This window comes from Amycolatopsis sp. NPDC003731 (assembly GCF_053586895.1).
Genome location: NZ_JBSFNC010000060.1, coordinates 21,715 through 41,513 on the forward strand (window position 1 = coordinate 21,715; position 19,799 = coordinate 41,513).

23 protein-coding genes and 1 pseudogene are annotated in these 19,799 nt (G+C 72.6%); 13 read left to right on the plus strand and 11 right to left on the minus strand.

Annotated features, from left to right (window positions below; all coding sequences use genetic code 11):
- Positions 1–72: 72 nt before the first annotated feature.
- The 4 genes from ACWDN5_RS24410 to ACWDN5_RS24425 are packed head-to-tail and all read left to right on the plus strand — an operon-like array spanning position 73 to position 3,725.
- Complete coding sequence (locus tag ACWDN5_RS24410; protein WP_449677890.1) at positions 73–894, plus strand: ABC transporter permease; 822 nt, start codon at positions 73–75, stop codon at positions 892–894.
- Entirely contained in the window at positions 879–1,583 is a 705-nt protein-coding gene (locus ACWDN5_RS24415; protein WP_449677891.1) for an ABC transporter ATP-binding protein, read from the plus strand. The genes ACWDN5_RS24410 and ACWDN5_RS24415 overlap by 16 nt, the downstream gene beginning before the upstream one ends.
- Positions 1,570–2,577 carry an ABC transporter substrate-binding protein gene (locus tag ACWDN5_RS24420; RefSeq protein ID WP_449677892.1) on the plus strand — a complete coding sequence of 336 codons (1,008 nt, stop codon included), beginning with the start codon at positions 1,570–1,572 and terminating at the stop codon, positions 2,575–2,577. Before ACWDN5_RS24415 ends, ACWDN5_RS24420 begins: the two co-directional genes overlap by 14 nt.
- Positions 2,574–3,725, plus strand: a complete 1,152-nt coding sequence (locus ACWDN5_RS24425) for an LLM class flavin-dependent oxidoreductase (protein WP_310973054.1) — start codon at positions 2,574–2,576, stop codon at positions 3,723–3,725. Before ACWDN5_RS24420 ends, ACWDN5_RS24425 begins: the two co-directional genes overlap by 4 nt.
- Before the next feature lie 42 nt (positions 3,726–3,767).
- Here ACWDN5_RS24425 and ACWDN5_RS24430 read toward each other — a convergent pair whose 3' ends face one another.
- The 3 genes from ACWDN5_RS24430 to ACWDN5_RS24440 all read right to left on the minus strand — a co-directional run bounded on the left by ACWDN5_RS24430 (position 3,768) and on the right by ACWDN5_RS24440 (position 7,280).
- Positions 3,768–5,777, minus strand: a complete 2,010-nt coding sequence (locus ACWDN5_RS24430) for a glycosyl transferase (RefSeq protein ID WP_449677893.1) — start codon at positions 5,775–5,777, stop codon at positions 3,768–3,770.
- Positions 5,778–5,853: 76 nt separating this feature from the next.
- Positions 5,854–6,639, minus strand: coding sequence for an IclR family transcriptional regulator (locus tag ACWDN5_RS24435; protein ID WP_310973052.1), 786 nt, complete (start codon positions 6,637–6,639; stop codon positions 5,854–5,856).
- Between the two features lie 50 nt (positions 6,640–6,689).
- Positions 6,690–7,280: a TetR/AcrR family transcriptional regulator gene (locus tag ACWDN5_RS24440; RefSeq protein ID WP_449677894.1), complete on the minus strand. Its 591-nt coding sequence runs from the start codon at positions 7,278–7,280 to the stop codon at positions 6,690–6,692.
- 86 nt (positions 7,281–7,366) lie between these two features.
- Here ACWDN5_RS24440 and ACWDN5_RS24445 point away from each other — a divergent pair.
- From ACWDN5_RS24445 to ACWDN5_RS24460, 4 genes and pseudogenes are all read left to right on the plus strand, one after another.
- Positions 7,367–8,260: pseudogene (locus ACWDN5_RS24445) on the plus strand (oxygenase MpaB family protein); the annotation flags it as partial.
- 95 nt (positions 8,261–8,355) lie between these two features.
- Complete coding sequence (locus tag ACWDN5_RS24450; protein WP_310973050.1) at positions 8,356–9,381, plus strand: LLM class F420-dependent oxidoreductase; 1,026 nt, start codon at positions 8,356–8,358, stop codon at positions 9,379–9,381.
- 119 nt (positions 9,382–9,500) lie between these two features.
- Positions 9,501–10,814: an MFS transporter gene (locus ACWDN5_RS24455; RefSeq protein ID WP_310973049.1), complete on the plus strand. Its 1,314-nt coding sequence runs from the start codon at positions 9,501–9,503 to the stop codon at positions 10,812–10,814.
- Positions 10,801–12,216 carry a pyridoxal phosphate-dependent decarboxylase family protein gene (locus ACWDN5_RS24460; RefSeq protein ID WP_449677895.1) on the plus strand — a complete coding sequence of 472 codons (1,416 nt, stop codon included), beginning with the start codon at positions 10,801–10,803 and terminating at the stop codon, positions 12,214–12,216. The genes ACWDN5_RS24455 and ACWDN5_RS24460 overlap by 14 nt, the downstream gene beginning before the upstream one ends.
- Before the next feature lie 280 nt (positions 12,217–12,496).
- Here ACWDN5_RS24460 and ACWDN5_RS24465 read toward each other — a convergent pair whose 3' ends face one another.
- Genes ACWDN5_RS24465 through ACWDN5_RS24480 form a run of 4 tightly spaced genes read right to left on the minus strand, consistent with a single transcriptional unit; the run spans position 12,497 to position 15,620 of the window.
- Positions 12,497–12,769 (minus strand): DUF6295 family protein, encoded by a 273-nt coding sequence (locus ACWDN5_RS24465; RefSeq protein WP_310973047.1) that lies wholly within the window; start codon positions 12,767–12,769, stop codon positions 12,497–12,499.
- Between the two features lie 12 nt (positions 12,770–12,781).
- Complete coding sequence (locus ACWDN5_RS24470; RefSeq protein WP_449677896.1) at positions 12,782–13,522, minus strand: dienelactone hydrolase family protein; 741 nt, start codon at positions 13,520–13,522, stop codon at positions 12,782–12,784.
- Positions 13,519–15,189, minus strand: a complete 1,671-nt coding sequence (locus ACWDN5_RS24475) for an MFS transporter (protein WP_310973045.1) — start codon at positions 15,187–15,189, stop codon at positions 13,519–13,521. The genes ACWDN5_RS24470 and ACWDN5_RS24475 overlap by 4 nt, the downstream gene beginning before the upstream one ends.
- Positions 15,186–15,620, minus strand: coding sequence for a MarR family winged helix-turn-helix transcriptional regulator (locus ACWDN5_RS24480; RefSeq protein WP_310973044.1), 435 nt, complete (start codon positions 15,618–15,620; stop codon positions 15,186–15,188). Before ACWDN5_RS24480 ends, ACWDN5_RS24475 begins: the two co-directional genes overlap by 4 nt.
- 131 nt (positions 15,621–15,751) lie before the next feature.
- Between ACWDN5_RS24480 and ACWDN5_RS24485 the strand changes: the two genes are divergently transcribed.
- Complete coding sequence (locus ACWDN5_RS24485) at positions 15,752–16,048, plus strand: hypothetical protein (RefSeq protein WP_449677897.1); 297 nt, start codon at positions 15,752–15,754, stop codon at positions 16,046–16,048.
- 18 nt (positions 16,049–16,066) lie between these two features.
- Here ACWDN5_RS24485 and ACWDN5_RS24490 read toward each other — a convergent pair whose 3' ends face one another.
- From ACWDN5_RS24490 to mrf, 4 genes are read right to left on the minus strand one after another with little or no spacing between them, the layout of a single operon-like run.
- On the minus strand, positions 16,067–17,116 hold the full coding sequence (locus ACWDN5_RS24490) for a GTP-binding protein (RefSeq protein ID WP_310973042.1): 1,050 nt from the start codon (positions 17,114–17,116) through the stop codon (positions 16,067–16,069).
- The gene (rpmF, locus tag ACWDN5_RS24495; protein WP_449677898.1) at positions 17,113–17,265 is read right to left on the minus strand and encodes a 50S ribosomal protein L32; all 153 of its coding nucleotides are present in this window, start codon (positions 17,263–17,265) and stop codon (positions 17,113–17,115) included. Before rpmF ends, ACWDN5_RS24490 begins: the two co-directional genes overlap by 4 nt.
- Complete coding sequence (locus ACWDN5_RS24500) at positions 17,265–17,519, minus strand: type B 50S ribosomal protein L31 (RefSeq protein ID WP_449677899.1); 255 nt, start codon at positions 17,517–17,519, stop codon at positions 17,265–17,267. Before ACWDN5_RS24500 ends, rpmF begins: the two co-directional genes overlap by 1 nt.
- Complete coding sequence (gene mrf / locus ACWDN5_RS24505; RefSeq protein ID WP_449677900.1) at positions 17,516–18,760, minus strand: ribosome hibernation factor-recruiting GTPase MRF; 1,245 nt, start codon at positions 18,758–18,760, stop codon at positions 17,516–17,518. The genes ACWDN5_RS24500 and mrf overlap by 4 nt, the downstream gene beginning before the upstream one ends.
- Positions 18,761–18,839: 79 nt before the next feature.
- Here mrf and rpmB point away from each other — a divergent pair, with 79 nt between their 5' ends.
- Genes rpmB through rpsR form a run of 4 tightly spaced genes read left to right on the plus strand, consistent with a single transcriptional unit; the run spans position 18,840 to position 19,799 of the window.
- On the plus strand, positions 18,840–19,076 hold the full coding sequence (rpmB, locus tag ACWDN5_RS24510) for a 50S ribosomal protein L28 (protein ID WP_003091680.1): 237 nt from the start codon (positions 18,840–18,842) through the stop codon (positions 19,074–19,076).
- On the plus strand, positions 19,076–19,243 hold the full coding sequence (gene rpmG, locus ACWDN5_RS24515) for a 50S ribosomal protein L33 (protein ID WP_310973038.1): 168 nt from the start codon (positions 19,076–19,078) through the stop codon (positions 19,241–19,243). Before rpmB ends, rpmG begins: the two co-directional genes overlap by 1 nt.
- Positions 19,243–19,548: a 30S ribosomal protein S14 gene (rpsN, locus tag ACWDN5_RS24520; RefSeq protein ID WP_310973037.1), complete on the plus strand. Its 306-nt coding sequence runs from the start codon at positions 19,243–19,245 to the stop codon at positions 19,546–19,548. The genes rpmG and rpsN overlap by 1 nt, the downstream gene beginning before the upstream one ends.
- On the plus strand, positions 19,545–19,799 hold the full coding sequence (rpsR, locus tag ACWDN5_RS24525; RefSeq protein ID WP_191306290.1) for a 30S ribosomal protein S18: 255 nt from the start codon (positions 19,545–19,547) through the stop codon (positions 19,797–19,799). Before rpsN ends, rpsR begins: the two co-directional genes overlap by 4 nt.

The following is a 19,799-nucleotide window of genomic DNA, read 5'->3' on the forward strand; positions in this document are numbered from 1 at the left end:
CCGATTGACTTCCCCTGCCGGGGACCCGATGGTCGGGACCACGCAACCCCGACCGTCCCCCGGGAGAAATCCGTGTCGATTTCCACCACGGGCGTGCTCGCGCACGCCCGGAAGCGCGCCGCCGGGCCGCCGCGCACCGCCGTGCGGCGGCGGCCCGATCTGCGGCGCTGGATCAGCCCGGTGGTGCTGCTCGCCGCCTGGCAGCTCGCCAGCGCCACCGGTGTCCTGCCGCCCGACAAACTCAGTGCACCGTGGACGGTCGTGCAGGCCGGCATCGAGGCCGCGCGCAGCGGCGAACTCGGTGCCGCCTTCGCCGTTTCCCTCGGCCGGGTCGGTGCCGGCTTCGCGCTCGGCGCCGTCGCCGGTGTCCTGCTCGGCATCGTCTCCGGGCTGTCCCGCTGGGGTGAAGCCCTGGTCGACCCGCCGGTCCAGATGCTGCGCACGCTGCCGTTCCTTGGCCTGATCCCGCTGTTCATCCTGTGGTTCGGGATCGGCGAAGAGACGAAGATCGTGCTGGTCGCCCTCGGGGTGGCCTTCCCGCTCTACCTCAACGTCCACTCGGGAATCCGCGGCGCCGACCCGGCGCTGGTCGAAGCTTCCCGGGCCCTCGGGTTCAGCCGCGCGGAACGGCTCTGGCACGTCGTCCTGCCCGGCGCGCTGCCCCAGACCCTCGTCGGGTTGCGGCAGTCGCTCGGCCTGGCCTGGCTCGCGCTGATCGTCGGCGAGACCGTCAACGCCGACGCCGGCGTCGGTTACCTCATCAACAACGCCCGGGAATTCCTGCGCACCGACGTCGTGGTCGTCGGGCTGGTCCTGTACGCCCTGCTCGGCCTGGTCACCGACGCGCTGGTCCGGCTGCTGGAACGGAAGGTGCTGCGGTGGCGAACCCGGTAGCGGAGGTCCGCGGTCTGACCAAGCGGTTCGGCGACCGGACCGTCCTCTCCGGCCTCGACCTGACCGTCGGCCGCGGCGAGTTCGTCGCCCTGCTCGGCCGCAGCGGGTCCGGCAAGTCGACGCTGCTGCGGGTGCTCGCCGGCCTGGATTCCGCCGTCGAAGGCGGTGTGGACGTCACCGGCACCGTTTCGGTGGCGTTCCAGCAGCCGAGACTGCTGCCGTGGCGGAAGGTCTGGCGCAACGTCGTGCTCGGCCTGCGCCAGGACGGCGTCGCGAAGTCCCGCAACCGGGCCCTCGCCGAGCAGGCCCTGGCCGAGGTGCACCTGGCCGAGCACGCCGACGATTGGCCGCTCACGCTGTCCGGCGGCGAGGCCCAGCGCGTCTCGCTGGCCCGTGCGCTGGTGCGGGAGCCGGACTTGCTGCTGCTCGACGAGCCGTTCGGCGCTCTCGACGCGCTCACCCGGATCTCCATGCACGGCCTCGTCCAGGACCTCTGGCAGCGGCACCGGCCGGGCGTGCTGCTGGTGACCCACGACGTCGACGAAGCCCTGCGGCTCGCCGACCGTGTCCTGGTGCTCGACGACGGCCGGATCGTGGCCGCGCACCGGCCGCGCGAAGCCGCCGGCCACGACACCCTCCGCCGCCGCGTGCTGGCCGACCTGGGAGTGACCGAAGATGCTGTGGCGTAACGGAATCATCGCGATCGCGGCGGCCCTCGTGGTGTCCGCCTGCGGGACGGCGGCCGGCGGGGACGCTCCCGTGCCGGCCTCGGTGAGCGCGGCCGACCTGGCGAAGGTGACGCTCAAGGTCGGCGACCAGAAGGGTGGCGTGAAGTCCCTGCTCACCGCCGCCAACCTGCTGCAGGGGACGCCGTACAAGATCGAATGGGCCACGTTCACCTCCGGCCCGCCGCTGCTCGAAGCCGCCTCGGCCGGCGCGATCGACACCGGGCGCGTCGGCAACACACCGCCGATCTTCGCGGCCGCCGCGAAGGCGAAGATCAAGGTGATCAGCGTCTCGCGCAGCAATGTCGAGCGGGAAGCCCTCCTCGTCCCGCCGGACTCGCCGCTGCAGAACGTCGCTTCGCTGAAGGGCAAGACGATCGGCGTCGCCAAGGGCTCCTCGGCGCACGGGCAGCTGCTGAACACGCTGCACAACAACGGCCTGTCCACTAAGGACGTCAAGCTGAGTTTCCTGCAGCCGTCCGAGGCCTACGCCGCGTTCACGCAGCACACCATCGACGCCTGGGCGATCTGGGACCCCTACACCGCCCAGGCGCAGATCGAAGCCCGCGCGCGGGTGCTGGCCGACGGCCGGGGCGCGTCCAACGGCCTCGGCTTCCTGACCGCGAGCACCGCCGCGCTCGGCGATCCCGGCAAGAACTCCGCCCTGCGCGACTTCGCCGTGCGCGTGGTCAAGGCGCAGAAGTGGGCCGACACGCACCGCGAGGAGTGGGCGCAGGCGTGGGCCAAGGAGACCGGGCTGAAGCTCGAAGTCGCGCGGAAGGCCGTCGAAGCGGGCCGTGACCAGCCGATCGTGCTGGACGACTCGGTGGTGGCGTCCGAACAGCAGCTCGCGGACGCGTTCACCGACGAGAAGACTCTGCCGGGCAAGGTGGACTTCGCCGCCTTCGTCGATCGGCGGTTCGGTCCCGACCTGGACCAGGCGAGGAGCAACGGATGAGCATCAGGCTGCACTGGTTCCTGCCCACCAGCGGCGACGGCCGCACGATCGTGGAACGCTTCCACGCCAACCGGTCCGCGGGCCCGGCCGCCCAGCGCAACCCGGACCTCGACTACCTGGCCCAGGTCGCCCGCGCGGCCGAGCGGCAGGGCTTCGAAGGCGTCCTGACCCCGACGGGCACGTGGTGCGAGGACGCGTGGCTCACCACGGCCGCGCTGATCCGGGAGACGACCCGGCTGAAGTTCCTGGTCGCCTTCCGCCCGGGCGTCATCTCGCCGACGCTCGCCGCGCAGATGGCGGGGACGTTCCAGCGGCTGTCCGGCGGTCGCGTGCTGCTCAACATCGTCACCGGCGGCGACGCGGTCGAGCAGCGCCGCTTCGGCGACTGGCACGACCACGACGCCCGGTACGCCCGCACCGACGAGTTCCTGACCATCGTCCGCGGCGTCTGGTCCGGCGAGCCGTTCAGCTTCGCGGGCGAGCACCTGCGGGTCGAAGGCGCGACGACGCTGGCGGCCCCGGACCCGGTGCCGCCGATCTACTTCGGCGGCTCGTCCCCGGCCGCGCTGCCGGTCGCGGCGCGCCACGCCGACGTCTACCTGACCTGGGGCGAGCCGCCCGCGCAGGTCGCCGAGAAGATCGGCAAGGTGCGCGAGCTGGCCGGGGACCGGCCGATTCGCTTCGGTGTCCGGCTGCACACGATCTCGCGCGACACCTCGGCCGAGGCCTGGGCGGAGGCGCAGAAGCTGCTCGACGCGCTGAGCCCCGAGCAGGTCGCGAAGGCGCAGGCCCAGCTGGCGGCGAGCGAGTCGGTCGGGCAGCAGCGGATGGTCGCGCTGCACGGCGGCCGGACCGACGGCGGCGTCCGCGGGCTGGAGATCCACCCGCACCTGTGGGCCGGCGTCGGCCTGGTCCGCGGCGGCGCGGGGACCGCGCTGGTCGGCAGCCACGAAGAGGTCGCGGACCTGATCGAGGAGTACCACAGCGTCGGCGTGACCGAGTTCGTGCTGTCGGGCTACCCGCACCTGGAGGAGGCGTACTGGTTCGGCGACGGCGTCCGCCCGGAGCTGGCCCGGCGCGGCCTGCTGGCCGACGTCCCGGCCCTGCACCGGCCGGCCCACCCGGAGCGCAACGTCGCGGCGCTGTAGCAGCTCCCTGAGCAGCGCGGTCCCCTGCCCCATGCCCGGAACCTACCGGGTCTGGGGGAGGAGCCCGGGCGGCGCGAACAGCGGGTAGGTGACGAGCACGCCGCCGGCGGTGCGGACGACCGAGGCGGGCCGGAAGAGGTCGCGCTGGCCGGCGTAGAAGGCGGCGGTTTCGTCTTCGCGGCTCCGGAGCAGCACCCGGCGGCGCGGCTGCCCGGCGGCGTCCTCACCGGGGATTCCGGGGAAGGCCGCGACGTCGACGGGCTGGATGGCGGCGAGCGCGGCGATCGTCGCGATGAGCCGCGGATCGGCACAGCCGTCCCGCAACACGGCGGCGGCCCCGGGGGCCAGGGTGATCCGGGCGGACGCGGCCAGTGCTTCGCCGGCGTGGGCCCGGGCGGACGTTTCCGGCGGAGCGGCGGGATCGGGCGGCGGCAGGCCCAGCCGCCAGACGGTGACCCGCGTGCCACCGTCGCCGAAGACGGCGGTGGGGCCGGCGCCGACGAGGGCGCCGTCCAGGGCGGGGTAGTGCTGCCGGAGGGAGGTGGCATCGCTGCCGAAGACGGCCCACTCGGCGGGCGGGCAGGCGACGGAGCAGGAGGCGGGCGGGGCGAGCAGGCCGGTCGGCCAGCCGCTGTCGGCGAGTTCGGCCCAGGCGGCGTCGTCGACGAGGAGCCGGGAGCCGGAAGCGTTGGCGTGCAACCACTCCCGGGCGGAGGAGAGGGGACTGCCACGGTCGACGGCAGGCCGGAGAGCGGGATAGCCGACGCTCCAGCTGACGCCGAGCGCGACGACGACCACGGCGGCGGCGAGGACGGGAACAGCCCGCCGCCGGACGGCACGGCCGTGCCGAGGCACGGCGGCGGGGGAAGTTTCGGGCCGGTTTGTGTGCTCGGGGTGGGTGGTGTGGGCGAGGGCGGCCGATGGGGCATCGGCTTGGCCGGGCGAGATTGCGGCTTCGCGATGTGGAATGTGCGGTGTGGAGGCGGCCGGTGGAGCTTCGGCTTGGCCGGGTCGGCTTGCGGCTTCGCGGTGCGAGGGGTGCGGTGCGGGGGCGGCCGATGCGGTCCGAAGAAGGCGGTCTGCCCGGCCGTGGCGGGCCGGGGCGCGGTGGTGGGTTGCTGCCTGTGCCACTCCCGCCAGCAGCACCGGGGTCACCGGCACCAGCAACGCCAGCACCGCCGTGTCCGGCACCCCTGGCACGAGCAGCGTCGCCGCCAGCATCGACCCCGTCGCCGCCAACGGGCGCATCGCCCGGACCGCCATCGCCGCCGCCAGGGCGGCCAGCGACAGCGCCACCCACACCGGGTCCAGCGCCGCCCAGTCGGCCACCGACGGGCGGGTCGCCGCCGCCAGGTGGGGCCGCAGGACCGAGGCCGCCGGGCCGAACGCGATGCCCAGCCCCAAGTTGAGCAGCACCACCACCAGCGCCGCCCGCGCCGGCGCCCGTCGCACCAGGAGCCAGCCCGCCGCCGGCAGGAAGAACAGCGCCAACGGGGACGTCAGCACCGCCGCCAGCAGGCACGCCGCCGCCGCGATGTCGTGGCGGATGCGGGCCCGGCGACGCGTGATCAGGACCAGCGCCCCCAGCGCCCACGCCGCCGCCAGGTGCTCCACCACGACCAGGCGCTGCAACCCCAGCGCCAGCGGGGAGGCCGCCGGCAGCAGGACCGCCGCCGCCGCGGCCCAGCGGGTCAAGCCGAGGCGGCGGGTCAGCAGCCACGTCAGCACCGCGATGGCCAGCGCCGCGACCAGCACCGTCTCGCGGACCGCGGCCAGCGCCGTGGCCGAGCGGCCGAAGGCGTCCGAGACCATCGTGGCCGCCGCCAGTTGCAGCCAGCCGAAGGGGCTCACCCCCGCTCCGCCCGCGTCGGCGAACGACGTCAGGTTGCCGAGCGCGTAGGCGTGGGCGACGGTCGCCGCCTCCGTGGGCAGGGCCGGCTCGGGCGCGGCGAGGTAGAGGACGCGCAGGCCGCCGGCCAGCGCCAGCAGCGCGAGCACGATGTCGAGCGACAGCAACCGGTGCGCGGCGGGGACCGGGCGGTGCTGGACCATTGCACGGATCGTAGCGGGTGCCGCGAACCCGGGACCACGGGCCGATCGGTCGCCGGAAAACCGTTGCCCGGCAAAGTTATCTTCGACTGTCCGCAGTGGAGCCGGAGAGCGTCCGGGTCAGCGCGAGCGCGACCGTCCGGACGGCCGGGGCGACCCGTTCGGTCCGCATCCGGTTGGCCCAGCCGGAGATCGACACCGCCGCCACCGCGACCCCGCCGGCGTCCAGCAGCGGGCTGGCCGCGCACACCACGCCGACGCCGGATTCCTCGCGCTCCAAGGCGATCCCGTCCTCCCGGACGCGGGTGAGCTGACGGCGGAGCAGGCCGGGTGCGGTGATCGTCCGCGCGCTCATCCGCGGCAGCCCGGCTTCGATCACCTGGTTCACCACCGCTTCCGGGGAGAACGCCAGGATCGCCTTGCCGACGCCGGTGGCGTGCGCGGGGAACCGGCCGCCGATGCGCGAGGGCAGCGTCGGCGCGTCCGGGCCGCGCAGCACGTCGAGGTACACCACTTCGGTGCCTTCGAGGATCGCCAGGTGGACCGTGTTCCGGGTGGCTTCGCGCAGGTCGGCCAGGTACGGCCGGGCGGCCTCGACCAGCCCGCGCCGCGGCGAGGCGAGCTGGCCGATCTCGAACAGGCGCAGCCCGAGCCGCACCGCGCCGGCGTCGCGTTCGAGCAGGCCGGTCTCGGTCAGGTGGCCGACGAGCCGGTGCACGGTCGTCTTCGCCAGCCCGGTCCGGCGGGCCAGCTCGGAGACGCCGAGCGTCTCGTCACCCGGCCGGAAGGCTTCCAGGAGCGCGGCGAGCCGGGCCGCGACCAGGCCGTCGCCGCTCACGCCGTCGTTCCGCCCAGCGGTACGCATGGGTTGAGTGTGCCCGATCGGCCACGCGAGTGTCAGCAGCAGGAGGTGGGTCAGTGACCGTCGGCGCCGAGGACGAGTTTCACGCAGTGGGCGACGAGCCGCTCACGCGAAACCTTCAGCGAGCCGTCGAGGTAGGCGATGAACACGTTGCTCAGCGCGCCGACCAGCCCGACGGCGACCATCCGGCGTTCGGTCTCGTCGCCGTGGGACAGCTGCTCGCCGACGAGGGCGGCGAACACCGGCAGCAGGTGCAGGCCGCGGCGGGTCAGCGCGGGGTCGGTCAGCGGCGCGAGCAGCAGGACCCGGCCCTTGCGGGGGTCGTCGACGATCAGCTCGACGAACGCGCGCACGGCGTGCTCCGCGCGCGACACGGGCGTGGGCGCGTCCCGCACCGCGTCGACGAGCGCCTGCCGCGCCTCTTCGCCGACGTGCTCGTACACGGCCGCGACGAGCTCTTCGCGGTCGGCGAAGCTTTCGTAGAAGTAGCGCTCGGTCAACTTCGCGTGCCGGCACACCGCGCGGACGCTGGTCCCGGCCGAGCCTTCGGTGCCCAGCAGCTCCAGGCCCGCGGCCACCAGCTGCTCGCGCCGGAGCGCCTTCCGGTCGTCCAGCGTCGTGCCCGCCCAGGTCCGGCCCGGCATCACAGCTCCTCGGTTGACTACAACTGTTGTCAGATCCTAGCCTGACAACAGCCGTAGTCAGTTTCGACGCGACGAGGAGTGTGCCGATGACCCCCGAGCCACTGGGTCCCGACTCGCTGACCTGGAAGTACTTCGGCGACTGGCGGGGCCTGCTCATCGGCCTGTGGGCCGGCTCCATGCAGAACATGCACCCCGGTCTCGGCGCCGGCGTCGAGCAGCACTCGCGGTTCTTCGAAGAGCGCTGGCAGCGGCTGTTCCGCTCGCTCTACCCGATCGGCGGCGTGGTCTACGACGGCCCGCGCGCCCACGCGACCGCCCTGGAAGTCCGCGGCTACCACGACCGCATCAAGGGCGTCGACGCGAAGGGCCGCCGCTACCACGCGCTCGACCCCGGCACCTACTACTGGGCGCACGCGACCTTCTTCGTCAGCACCATCCTCATCGCCGACCACTTCATGGGCGGCATCGGCGAAACCGGGAAGCGGCAGCTGTTCGACGAGCACGTCCGCTGGTGGCGGATGTACGACCTGACCATGCGGCCGGTGCCGGAGAGCTGGGAGGACTTCCAGCGCTACTGGAAGCACATGTGCACCGAGGTCCTCGAGGACAACAAGGCCACCCGGGACGTGCTCGACATCCGCGGGCTCGGCAAACCGCCGTTCCTGCCCTGGCTGCCGGACGCGCTGTGGCGGCCGGCCCAGCGGGTGATCGCGCGCAACTTCGTCTGGCTCACGATCGGCCTGTACGACCGCGAGGTCCGCGATCTGCTCGGCTTCCGCTGGACCGAGCGCGACGCCCGGCGGCACCGGCGGTTCGGCAAGCTGGTCAATGCCGCCTTCAAGCTGGTCCCGCACGACCGCCGCTACCACCCGCGAGCCCGCGCCGGGTGGCGCCGCGAGCGCGGACAGGTGGCTCCGGACGCGCCCTTGGTCGAAACTCCACCCAGGAACCTGCCGCCATGGACCGCTGTTGGGGGTCCAGGGGGCTCGCCCCCGGCCGGGTCCGGGGTTGGGCCCCGGAAACAATTGCGCGGGGCAAGCCCGAGCACTACGCGCCGAACGTCTAGGAGGCATTCGTGAAGCTGGGATTCCACGTCGGGTACTGGCAGAGCGGCCCGACCCCGGGTGCGCTGGAAGCCGTCCTCAAGGCCGAGGCGCTCGGCTTCGACTCGGTGTGGACGGCGGAGGCGTACGGCTCGGACGCCTTCACGCCGCTGGCCTGGTACGGCGCTTCCACCAGCCGCATCCGGCTCGGCACGAACATCGTCCAGATGGCCGCGCGGACCCCGACGGCGACGGCGATGAGCGCGCTGACCCTCGACCACCTCTCCGGCGGCCGGATGGTGCTCGGGCTCGGCGCGTCCGGCCCGCAGGTCGTCGAGGGCTGGTACGGCCAGCCGTACCCGAAACCCCTGGCGAGGACGCGCGAGTACGTCGACATCGTCCGGCAGGTGATCGCCCGCGAGGCGCCGGTGACCCTCGACGGCGAGCACTTCCAGCTGCCGTACCGGGGCGGCACCGGGCTCGGCAAGCCGCTGAAGCCGACCGTGCACCCGCTGCGCAAGGACATCCCGATCCACCTGGCGGCCGAAGGCCCGAAGAACGTCGCCCTCGCGGCGGAGATCGCCGACGGCTGGCTGCCGCTGTTCTTCTCGCCCAAGAGCAACGACTTCTACAAGGCCGCGCTCGAAGAAGGCTTCTCGCGGCCGGGCGCGCGGCACACCTTCGACACGTTCGAGGTGCCCTGCTCGCTGCCGGTGATCGTGCACGACGACGTCGAGGAGGCGGCGAGCTGGATCAAGCCGTCGCTGGCGTTGTACATCGGCGGGATGGGCGCCAAGAGCGTCAACTTCCACCACGACGTCTACGCGCGGCTCGGCTACGGCGACGTCGCCGACGAGGTCCAGGAGCTCTTCCTCGCCGGGCGCAAGGAGGAGGCGGCCGCCGCGATCCCGACGTCGCTGGTGGAGGACACCTCGCTGATCGGGCCGCCGGAGAAGATCCGCGAAGAGCTGAAGGCCTGGGAGGACACCGTGGTCACCCAGCTGCTGCTGCGCGGGGACGCCGCGACGCTGGAGAAGATCGCCCGCGCACTGGGCTGACCGGCGGGTCGCTCCGTGCGCCAGGTCACGACGATGGCACGATTCCCCTCGACCCCTACCGGGTGTCCGCCGAGATCGAATACTCATGCGGGCACCCGGTAAGCCATTCGAGGAGGACCATGGCGACGCTGTCCGGCCGGACGAGGTTCCGCTATTCGCTCGGCTCCTTCGTCACCGGGTCCTTCGGCACGGTCCCGGGCCTGGTCCTGGTGAAGTACCTGACCGACACGATGGCCGTGCCCGCGGGCTGGGCGGCGGCGATCGTGTTCGTGCCCAAGGCCTGGGACGTGCTGTTCAACCCGATCGCGGGCCGGCTGTCCGACGCCGACCTGCTCAAGACCGGCAGCCGGCGGCGCTTCCTGCTGATCGGCGGCATCGGCGTGGCGATCCTGTTCGCGGCGATGTTCGCCCACCCCGGCTTCGGCGACCCGCTGCCGGACGCGCTGTACGTGGCGATCACGTTCGCCGCCTGCGCGACGGCGTACGCGCTGTTCCAGGTGCCGTTCAACGCGCTGCCCGCCGAGCTGACCGAGTCGGCGGCCGAGCGCACGAAGCTCACCAGCGTCCGGATCGGCGTGCTGGCCGTGACGATCCTGGTCTGCGGCGGCGGCGCCCCGGCGATCACCGCCGGGATCGAGGGGGTCGCCGGCTACCGGATCATGGCCGTGGTGATCGGGCTGATCGTGCTGGCCGCGACGCTGCTGGTCTACTTCGGCCTCAAGGACGCGCCGGTGGGCTCGCTGCGGCCGAACACGGTGAACCTGAAGGAGCTCGTCCGCACGCTCGCCGGCTGGCGGCCGTTCCGCTGGCTGCTCGGCACGTACTTCATCCAGGCGCTCGGCATCGGCACGGTGCTCGCCGCCATCCCGTTCTTCGCCCAGCGCATCCTCGGCGACGACGCCTACGGCACGATCCTGTTCGTCATCTTCGTCGGCCCGGCGCTGGTCACCATGCCGCTGTGGCCGCGGCTGGGCGAGCGGGTCGGCAAGCTCAACGGCTTCCGCCTGGCGACGGCGGCGTTCGCGGTCGGGCTGCTGGGGCTGGTGTTCGCCCAGTCGATCCCGCTGGTCGTCTCGTTCGTCTTCGTGGCGCTCTGCGGCGTCGGGTACGCCGGGATCTCGGTGTTCCCGCTGGCGATCCTGCCGGACCTGATCACCGCCGAAGAGGACCGCACCGGCGAGACCCGCGCGGGGATCGCGGCGGGCGTGTGGACCGCGGGGGAGACCCTCGGCCTGGCCTTCGGCGGCGGGCTCTGGGCGCTGATCCTGGCGTTCGGCGGGTACGTGTCCAGCACGGACGCCACGGCGTTCCAGCCGCACAGCGCGATCGTGGCCATCCTCGTCGGCGCGTCGGTCATCCCGGGCGTGCTGATCGCGCTGGCCCTGCCGCTGCTGCGGCGTTCGGTCCTGGAGCCGCGGCATGAGCCGGCCTGAGGACGTCCTCGCGCGGCTGCGCGAGCTGCGCGCGGGCGACCTGCCGACGCACGGCGGCCGGACCCTGGCCTACGTCTACGACAGCGGGCTGTCCGAAGTGGACTCCCTGGGCGCGGCGGCGCACGCGCTGGCGTCGTCGGCCAACGGCCTGGACCCGACGGCGTTCCCCAGCCTGCTGAAGATGGAGAACGACCTCGTCGCCGCGGCGGCCGCGCTGCTCGGCTCGGTGCCGGGAGTGGTCGGCTCGGTGACCTCCGGCGGGACCGAATCGTGCCTGCTGGCGGTGCTGGCGGCCCGGGACGCGCACCCCGCGGTGGCCGCGCCTTCGATCGTGCTCCCGACCACCGCGCACGCGGCGTTCCACAAGGCGGCCCACCTGTTCGGGCTGCGGCGCATCGACGTCCCGGTCGACCCGGTGACCTTCCGCGCCGACCCGGCGGCGATGGCCGCGGCGATCGACGACTCGACGGTCCTGGTGGTGGCGAGCGCGCCGTCGTACGCCCACGGCGTGCTCGACCCGATCGCCCCGATCGCGGCCGCGGCGCTCGAGCGCGGCGTCCGGATGCACGTCGACGCCTGCATCGGCGGCTGGGTCCTGCCGTACCTCGCCCAGCTCGGCGCGGACGTCCCGCCGTTCGACTTCCGCGTCCCCGGCGTCACGAGCATTTCGGTGGACCTGCACAAGTACGCGTACTGCCCGAAGGGGACGTCGGTGCTGCTGCACGCTTCGGCGGAGCTGCGGCGCACGCACTACTTCGCGAGCGCGGCCTGGCCGGGCTACACGATGCTGAACACGACGATCCAGAGCACCCGCTCGGGCGGCCCGCTGGCGGCGGCGTGGGCGGTGGTGCACCACCTCGGTGCCGAGGGCTACCTGAAGCTGGCTTCGGCCGCGCGCGAGGCGACTGCGCGGATCCGCTCGGGTATCGCGGAGGTGCCGGGCCTGCGGGTCCTGGGCGACCCGGTGTCGACCCTGATCGCGTTCACCGGCGACGACGGCTTCGACCTGTTCACGGTGGCCGACGAGATGAAGGCGCGCGGCTGGTACGTCCAGCCGCAGTTCGCTCACCTGGCGTCGCCGCCGAACCTGCACCTGACGGTGACGGCGGCGAACCACGGCAGCGAGAAGGAGTTCCTGACCGACCTGGCCGCGGCGGTGGCCGCGGCGCGGGCCGCCGGGCCGGTGGTCGTGGACCCCGCCGTCGCCGAGTTCGTGGCGGCCCTCGACCCGGCGACGTTGACGTCGGATCAGTTCGCGGGCCTCCTCGCCGCGGCCGGCCTCGGCGGTGGTGCGGGCCTGCCGGACCGGATGGCGCCGATCAACGCGCTCCTCGCCACGGCACCGGCGCCGTTGCGGGAGCGGCTGCTGCTGGAATTCCTGGGCGCGCTCTACACCCCGTAGGAGGCTGTCGGCATGAACGCCGTGCTCGCCAGCCTCATCGCGGTCTGCGGGACGCTGGCCGGATCGTGTCTCACCTACCTGTTCGGCCGTCTCACCGCGCGGCGGGCGGAGAGAACAGCCCGCAGAAGGTGATCTCCCTGTGGCTGCTGCGGCAGCGGGACCCGGAAGCGGACCGGAGCGGGGCCGCGGCCGACCACGCCCGGTTCGCTCTCCGGCTGCTCACCGAGGATCCTGACCTCCTCCGCCTCGCCGACTCGGCGTTTTCCGGTGAGCCGCGGCCTCACTGGTTCCGCGAAGCCAGCCCGGCGGGCGCCGACTTGACGGCGGCGTGGATCGCGTCCGCCAGGGCCAGGGCGTCCTCTTCGGTCAGCTCCACCGCCACCCGCGCCGAGGCGCCCAACGCCGGGTTGCGGAAGTCGATGTTCACCGTGTGCGCGTACGGGGCGTGGACCGGGTGGTCGACGTACACGGTGCCCTCGCTCAACCGGAACCAGCCGCGGGCGCCCTTGCCGCTGCCTTCGAGCGCGAACTTCTCCGTCAAGTAAGTGCACATGCGCGGGTCCTCTCAGGCGGTGAGCGTGCGGGCGTAGAAGTCCAGAATCCGTTCCCAGCCGTCCTTGGCGGCTTCGGGGCGGTAGCTCGGGCGGTCGACGGCGAAGAACGCGTGGCCGGCGTCCGCGTAGGTGTGGAACTCGTGTCCCTTGCCGTGCTTCTCCAGCTCCGCCGCCAGCACGGCCACCTCGTCGGAACTCGGGAACTGGTCATCCGCGCCGAAGATGCCCAGCAGCGGACAGGACAGCTGCGGCGTCAGGCCGAGCAGCGGCTTCATCTGCTTCAGCGTCTCCGGCGGGTCGTTGACGACGAACGCGCCGTAGCAGTCCACCGCCGCGTCGAGGTCCAGGAAGCAGGCCGACAGGAATGCGTGGCGGCCACCCGAACAGTGCCCGATGACACCGATGCGGCCGTTCGCGTTCTCCAGCGCGCGCAGGTAGTCCGCCGCGCCCGAGACGTCGCCGACCAGGCGGTCGTCGGGGACGCCGCCCGCCGCGCGGACCGTTGCCGCCGCGTCGTCGGGGTCCGCGCCCGGCGCCTCTCGCGTGTACAAGTTCGGGCAGAGCGCGTTGTAGCCCTCGACGGCGAAGCGGCGCACCATCTCCTTCGTCGGTCCGTCGTAGCCGGGCAGGTGGTGGATCACCACGACGCCGCCGCGCGGGGTGTCGTCGGTCGGTTTGGCCAGGTACGCCTCGAGTTCGTCGCCGCCGTGGCCGGTGATGGTGACGGTCCCGGCGATGATCTCGTCGGTCATCGGGTCTCCTTCGCTCGTTCGGGGGTGTGGACGAACTTCGCGCCGCGGGAAGCGGAAGCGATCGCGGCGACGACGGCCATCGCCGCGGCCGCGGTGAACACGACCACCAGGCCGTGGTGGAACGGCCCGGACACCAACTGCGGGAAGAACGAGCCGCCGGTGAGGGTGGCCCGGTCGGCCGGCGCGAGCCCGGCCAGGACGTCCGGGCCGAGCAGGTGCCCGACCGGGTTGCTGCCGAGGAACGCGGCGAACAGCGTGCTCACCGGCGGCAGCTGGGCGACGCCGTCGGCGACCGGGGCCGGGACGCCGTGGGCCTGCAGCCCGCCGGTCAGCGTCTGCGGCAGCGACGCCGCCAGCCCGGCGATCATCAGCGAGAAGAACACGCCGATCGACAGCGACGTCCCGGAGTTCTGGAACGTCGCCCGCATGCCGGAGGCGACGCCGCGCTGCTCGGTCGGGACGCTGCTCATGATCGCCGAGGTGTTGGGCGCGGCGAACATGCCCTGGCCGATGCCGCTCAGCACGAGCAGCGCCGCGAACGCCGGGTACGGGAAGTCCACCGGCAGGGCCAGCAGGCCGAGGAACGCCGCGGCGACCAGGAGCAGGCCGCCGGTGGCCAGCGGCCGGGCACCGAAGCGGTCGGACAGGTACCCGGACACCGGCCCGGCGATCAGGAACCCGACGGTCAGCGGCAGCAGGTGGATGCCCGCCCACAGCGGCGTCTGCTCGTAGTCGTAGCCGTGCAGGGGCAGCCAGATCCCCTGCAGCCAGATGATGAGCATGAACTGCATGCCACCACGCGCGACCGAAGTCAGCAACGCGGCGATGTTGCCGGCGGCGAACGCGCGGATCCGGAACAGGCCGAGCTGGAACATCGGCGCGGCGACGCGCGTCTCGATGACGCCGAACAGCAGGAGCAGCAGGACACCGGCGCCGATCCCGCCGAGCACCCACGGGTTGCCCCAGCCGGTGGCCGCGCCGCCGTGGGGCTGGATGCCGTAGGTGATCGCGGCCAGCACCAGCGCGGTCCCGGCGGCGAAGGTGACGTTGCCGCCCCAGTCGACTTTCGCCCGCTGCGGTGTCCCGACTTCGCGGAGGCTGCGGATCGACCAGATGGTGCCGAGCAGGCCGAACGGGACGCTGACCCAGAACACCGCACGCCAGTCGATCTCGGCCAGGAGCCCGCCGACGACCAGGCCGAGGAACTGCCCGGCGAGCGCGGTGATCTGGTTGACGCCCAGCGCCATCCCGCGCTGCTCGGCGGGGAAGGCGTCGGTGAGGATGGCCGCCGAGTTCGCCGTCAGCATCGACCCGCCGACGGCCTGCACGACCCGCCAGCCGATCAGCCAGAGCGCCCCGGCGCCGGCGTGGAACGGGTCGAAGGACAGGGCGACCGACGCGGCGCTGAACACGACGAAGCCGATGTTGTACATCTTGACCCGGCCGAACATGTCGCCGAGCCGCCCCAGCGTCACCACCAGCACGGCCTGCACCAGCAGGTAGCCGAGGATCATCCAGAGCAGGTAGCCGATGTTGCCCGCGGCGAGCGGGTCGAGCCCGATGCCGCGGAAGATCGCCGGCAGCGAGATGATGACGATCGAGCCGTCGAGCGCGGACATCAGCACGCCGAGCGTGGTGTTCGACAGCGCGACCCACTTGTAGCTCACAGCTCGTCCGCCAGCCGCTCGATCAGCGGGATGGCCGCGATCAGCTCGCGCTGCTCGGCCGCGGTGAACTTCCCGGCGAGCGCGGCCGCCATCCGCCGGGTGGTCTGCGACCGCCGGTCGGTGAGCAGCTTGACGCCGGTTTCGGTGACCGACATGAGGACCTTGCGGCCGTCGGAGTCGTCCTTGCGCCGCTCGACGAGCCCCCGCTCGACCAGCCCGGCCAGGGTGACGCCCATGGCCTGCGGTTTGACGCGTTCGAGGTCGGCCAGGCAGCCCGGGGTGGCCGGGCCGTCGCGGTCGAGCCGGGACAGGACCGAGCGTTCGGGCAGCGTCGGTTCGCCGGCGACGTAGCTCTGGCGCAGCCGCCGGACCAGCCGGCCGAGCGCGACGCGCAAATCGGCGCTCGCCTGGAGGAGCTCCTCGTCCGTCACGATCGTCAACCTAGACTGATAAACCTGGGTTGATCAACTCGGACTTCGGCGCCGCTATCGGGTGAGCCGGGAGGTTTCGCCGCGGTTCCGGTGTTACCGTCCGAAATGGACACACCCCGGAAGGACCGCCGATGACCACCCTGCACGTCGAGCACGCCGGCCACGACCACGTCCACCGCGAAGGCTGCGGCCACGCGACGATCCCGCACGGCGACCACGTGGACTACGTGCACGAGGGCCACCTGCACCGCACCCACGACGGCCACTTCGACGAGTGCGAAATCACCGGCCACGTCCCGCACACGGGCCACGACCACACCCACGGCGACGGCTGCGGCCACATGGCGGTCCCGCACGGCGACCACGTCGACTACGTCCACGACGGCCACCGCCACGCCGTCCACGAGGACCACTACGACGACCACTGAACCCCGGAACTCGCCGGCTCAGTGCAGGTGGACCGGCTCCCACTCCGGGAAGAGGTCCGGCCCGGTCGCGTCGCCGAGGCAGCCGTCCAGGGCGGCGAGCAGAGCCTCCCCGGCGAGGTCGACGCCGATGAACACCAGCTCCTGCCGCGGCCCGGCCGCCACGCCCTGGGGCTCGAAGCGCGCCACCGTGCCCGCCTGGGACCACAGACCGGTCACCCCGGGCCGGGACGCCAGCGTGAAGAACCCCTTCGACCGCAGCACCGTCCCGAACTCGCCGGAATCCAGCCGCCGGGCCACGAAGTCCCACAGCGCCGCCGGGTCGAACGCGCGAGAAGCGCGGAACACCACGCTGGAGATGCCGTACTCCTCGGTCTCCGGCACGTGGTCGCCGTTCAGCTCGGCCACCCAGCCCGGCGCCTCCTGCGCCCGGACGGCGTCGTACCGGCCCGTCCCGAACACCCGCTCGAGCGGCACCTTCCCGAAGCGGCCCGTGACGACGTCGGCGGCCGGGTTCAGCCGCCGCAGGACCGCCACGAGCCGGTCGACGTTTGGGGTCAGGTCCGTCTTGTTCAGCAGCAGGACGTCGGCGAACTCGATCTGGTCCACCAGCAGGTCGCTCACCGTCCGCTCGTCCCCGGCGTACTGGTCGAGCCGGCGCTCCGCCAGGGAGTCGCCGGCCGCCAGCTCGCGGGCGAAGTTCGCCGCGTCCACCACCGTCACCATCGTGTCGAGGTGCGCGACCTCCTCCAGGAAGGTGAACGTCGCCGCGACCGGCATCGGCTCGGAGATGCCGCTCGACTCGATCAGCACGTGGTCGAAGCGGTCGTCCGCGCACAGCCCCGCGACCTCTTCCAGGAGGTCCTCCCGCAGGGTGCAGCAGATGCACCCGTTGGTCAGTTCGACCAGCCGCTCCTGCGAGCGGACCAGTGCGGCGTCGATGTTCACTTCGCTCATGTCGTTGACGATCACCGCGACCCGCAGGCCCGCCCGGCCGGCCAGGATGTGGTTGAGCAGCGTCGTCTTGCCCGCGCCGAGGAACCCGGACAGGACGGTGACCGGAACGCTCACTGCCCGTGGAAGTGCTTCATCAGCCGGCGCGGGACCAGCCGCACCGTGCCGTCGACCGTGATCGGCACCAGATCCGGCACGGCGGCCTTCCACCGCGACCGCCGGGACCGCGTGTTGCTGCGCGACGTCTTCCGTTTGGGGACGGCCATCAGCGCGTGCCTCGCTTCCCGTAGCGGCGGTGGAACTTCTCGACCTGGCCGGCGCTGTCCATGATCCGCTGGGTGCCGGTCCAGAACGGGTGCGACCACGCGCTGATGTCGACCACGACCAGCGGGTAGGTGCGGCCGTCGGACCACTCGATCGTCTTGTCGGAGGTGATCGTGGAGCGGGTCAGGAACGCGTCCCCGGTGGCCGAGTCCTTGAACACCACGAGGTGGTAGTCGGGGTGGATTCCGGTCTTCATCGTTCTTCCTTCCGGTTCGCCGCGGAGTGCCGCGCGGGGTCGGGTTCGGCGTCCTCGCACGGTTCCTCGTGCCAGTCGCCGAACGGGTCGGGGTAGTGCGCCCAGGCTTCCGGCCCGGCCGCGAGCTCTTCGTCGGTCAGTAGAGCGCCGCGCAGGGCCGCGTCGATCTCGTCCGGCGTTGTCTGGTCCGTCACCACGACGAGTTCCTGAGCGCGGTCGCCGTGCACCGGGTCCCAGCGCAGGGACGCCAGCGTCCGCCGCTCGGGGGAGACGTCCGTCCACTTCGGACCATCCGGCGACGCGAGCCACGGCCCGGCGTGACCGAGGCCCAGCCCGCCGCCGGCCGACTCGATCCAGAACGCGACATCGGGCTGGCTGGCCACCCACGCGCGCCCGCGGGTGCGGACGACGCCGTCGAGCAGCACGTCGAGGGCCTCGTGCAGGCGCGCGGGGTGGAACGGCCGCCGCGCGGTGAAGGTCAGCAGGGCGATGCCGCAGTCGTCGTGCCACGGCGGTTCGCCGCGCAGCAGCGCGCCGTGCATGTCGGTCACCTCGCCGCGGCGGGCGTTCGCCGGGACGGCGTCGAGCACGCCCCTGCCGTCGATCCGGGCCAGCTCGACCCGGGGGATCGACGGCGCCACCCGGTCGAGCACCGCGGACGCCTTCGCGGCGCTCCACGCGTCGGTGGCCGCGCCGGCCAGCACCAGGACGTCGGCGAACTCCACCTGGGCCAGCGCGACCTGGGCGACCGTCCGCTCGTCCTCGGGGCTGCCCTGCAGGTTCCGGTCGGCCAGCTCGTCGTCGCCGGTCGCGTCGGCGAGCCAGGTCGCGCAGTCGACGACGGTCAGGACGGCCCGCAGGTCGACGTCCTCGCTCACCGGGTGGTCGCCGACCAGGACGTTCCGGATCGCCCAGCTCACCGGCTCCGGCTCCATCGCCTCGTCGAGCCGGACGACGATCCGGGTCACCTCCGGGCGCCGGGCCAGCCGCCGCAGCAGCGGGAGCAGGTCCTCCCGCAGGGTGCAGGACACGCAGCCGTGGGCCAGTTCGAGCACGGTCAGCTCGTCGCGCTCGCCCAGCCGCAGCCGGCGGCGGACGACGCCGGAGTGGATCTCGCGCAGGTCGTGGTGGACGACGGCGGTGCCGGGCCCGGCCGCGCGCAGCAGCTCGGCGAGCGCGGCGTTCGGCCCGGCGACCAGACCGCTCACGAGGACGAGCGGGACGCGGGGGTGGTGGGTCACAGGTGCTCCAGGAATGCGGGCGGGGTACGGTGCGCTACAGTAACTGAAAACGAAAACCACTATCAACTCGGGAGGGCCTTTGTCCGCCGTGTGCCAGGTCACCGGCCGCAAGCCGGGCTACGGCAAGCAGGTCTCGCACTCGCACCGCCGTACGTCCCGGCGGTGGGAGCCGAACCTGCAGAACCGTCGCTACTTCGTGCCGAGCGAAGGCCGCTGGGTGCGGCTGCGCGTGTCCGCCAAGGGCATGAAGACGATCGACAAGCGCGGCATCGAGGCCGTCGTCGCCGAGCTGAAGGCGAAGGGGGTGAAGCTGTAATGGCGAAGAGCACCGACGTCCGGCCGATCGTCAAGCTGCGGTCCACCGCGGGCACCGGCTACACGTACGTCACCAAGAAGAACCGCCGCAACGACCCGGACCGCATGGTCCTGCGCAAGTATGACCCGGTCGCGCGCAAGCACGTCGAGTTCAAGGAAGAGCGCTGATGGCCAAGAAGTCGAAGATCGCGAAGAACGAGCAGCGGAAGGTGATCGCCGCGCGGTACGTCGAACGCCGCCGCGCGCTGAAGGCCGTCATCGCCTCGCCCGCGTCGTCGCCGCAGGAGAAGGCGGACGCGGTCGTCGCGCTGCAGAAACTGCCGCGCGACGCGAGCCCGACGCGGATCCGCAACCGGGACGCCGCGGACGGCCGTCCGCGGGGGTACCTGCGGAAGTTCGGGCTGTCGCGGGTGAAGGTGCGGCAGGCCGCGCACCGCGGTGAGCTGCCCGGCGTGGCGAAGTCGAGCTGGTGAGCCGGATGCCGAAGCCGCACCGCGACCGCCCGGGCAAGCGCAAGGTGAACCTGTTGCACGCCAACAAGATCACCCACGTCGACTGGAAAGACGTCGACCTGCTGCGGAAGTTCGTTTCCGACCGCGGCAAGATCCGCGCCCGCCGGGTGACGGGATTGACGCCGCAGCAACAGAAACAGGTCGCCACGGCGATCAAGAACGCGCGCGAGATGGCCCTGCTGCCGTACCCGTCCGCGGGCCGCGCGAACTAA

Bases quoted from the DNA above. Each gene is read 5' to 3' on its own strand.
- ACWDN5_RS24465 (WP_310973047.1), bottom strand. From the start codon at position 12,769: ATGTGCACTTACTTGACGGAGAAGTTCGCGCTCGAAGGCAGCGGCAAG.
- ACWDN5_RS24460 (WP_449677895.1), top strand. From the start codon at position 10,801: ATGAGCCGGCCTGAGGACGTCCTCGCGCGGCTGCGCGAGCTGCGCGCG.
- rpsN (WP_310973037.1), top strand. From the start codon at position 19,243: ATGGCCAAGAAGTCGAAGATCGCGAAGAACGAGCAGCGGAAGGTGATC.
- ACWDN5_RS24455 (WP_310973049.1), top strand. From the start codon at position 9,501: ATGGCGACGCTGTCCGGCCGGACGAGGTTCCGCTATTCGCTCGGCTCC.
- ACWDN5_RS24425 (WP_310973054.1), top strand. From the start codon at position 2,574: ATGAGCATCAGGCTGCACTGGTTCCTGCCCACCAGCGGCGACGGCCGC.
- ACWDN5_RS24500 (WP_449677899.1), bottom strand. From the start codon at position 17,519: ATGAAGACCGGAATCCACCCCGACTACCACCTCGTGGTGTTCAAGGAC.
- ACWDN5_RS24435 (WP_310973052.1), bottom strand. From the start codon at position 6,639: ATGCGTACCGCTGGGCGGAACGACGGCGTGAGCGGCGACGGCCTGGTC.
- rpmG (WP_310973038.1), top strand. From the start codon at position 19,076: ATGGCGAAGAGCACCGACGTCCGGCCGATCGTCAAGCTGCGGTCCACC.
- ACWDN5_RS24470 (WP_449677896.1), bottom strand. From the start codon at position 13,522: ATGACCGACGAGATCATCGCCGGGACCGTCACCATCACCGGCCACGGC.
- ACWDN5_RS24420 (WP_449677892.1), top strand. From the start codon at position 1,570: ATGCTGTGGCGTAACGGAATCATCGCGATCGCGGCGGCCCTCGTGGTG.
- ACWDN5_RS24485 (WP_449677897.1), top strand. From the start codon at position 15,752: ATGACCACCCTGCACGTCGAGCACGCCGGCCACGACCACGTCCACCGC.
- ACWDN5_RS24430 (WP_449677893.1), bottom strand. From the start codon at position 5,777: ATGGTCCAGCACCGCCCGGTCCCCGCCGCGCACCGGTTGCTGTCGCTC.
- rpmF (WP_449677898.1), bottom strand. From the start codon at position 17,265: ATGGCCGTCCCCAAACGGAAGACGTCGCGCAGCAACACGCGGTCCCGG.
- ACWDN5_RS24440 (WP_449677894.1), bottom strand. From the start codon at position 7,280: ATGCCGGGCCGGACCTGGGCGGGCACGACGCTGGACGACCGGAAGGCG.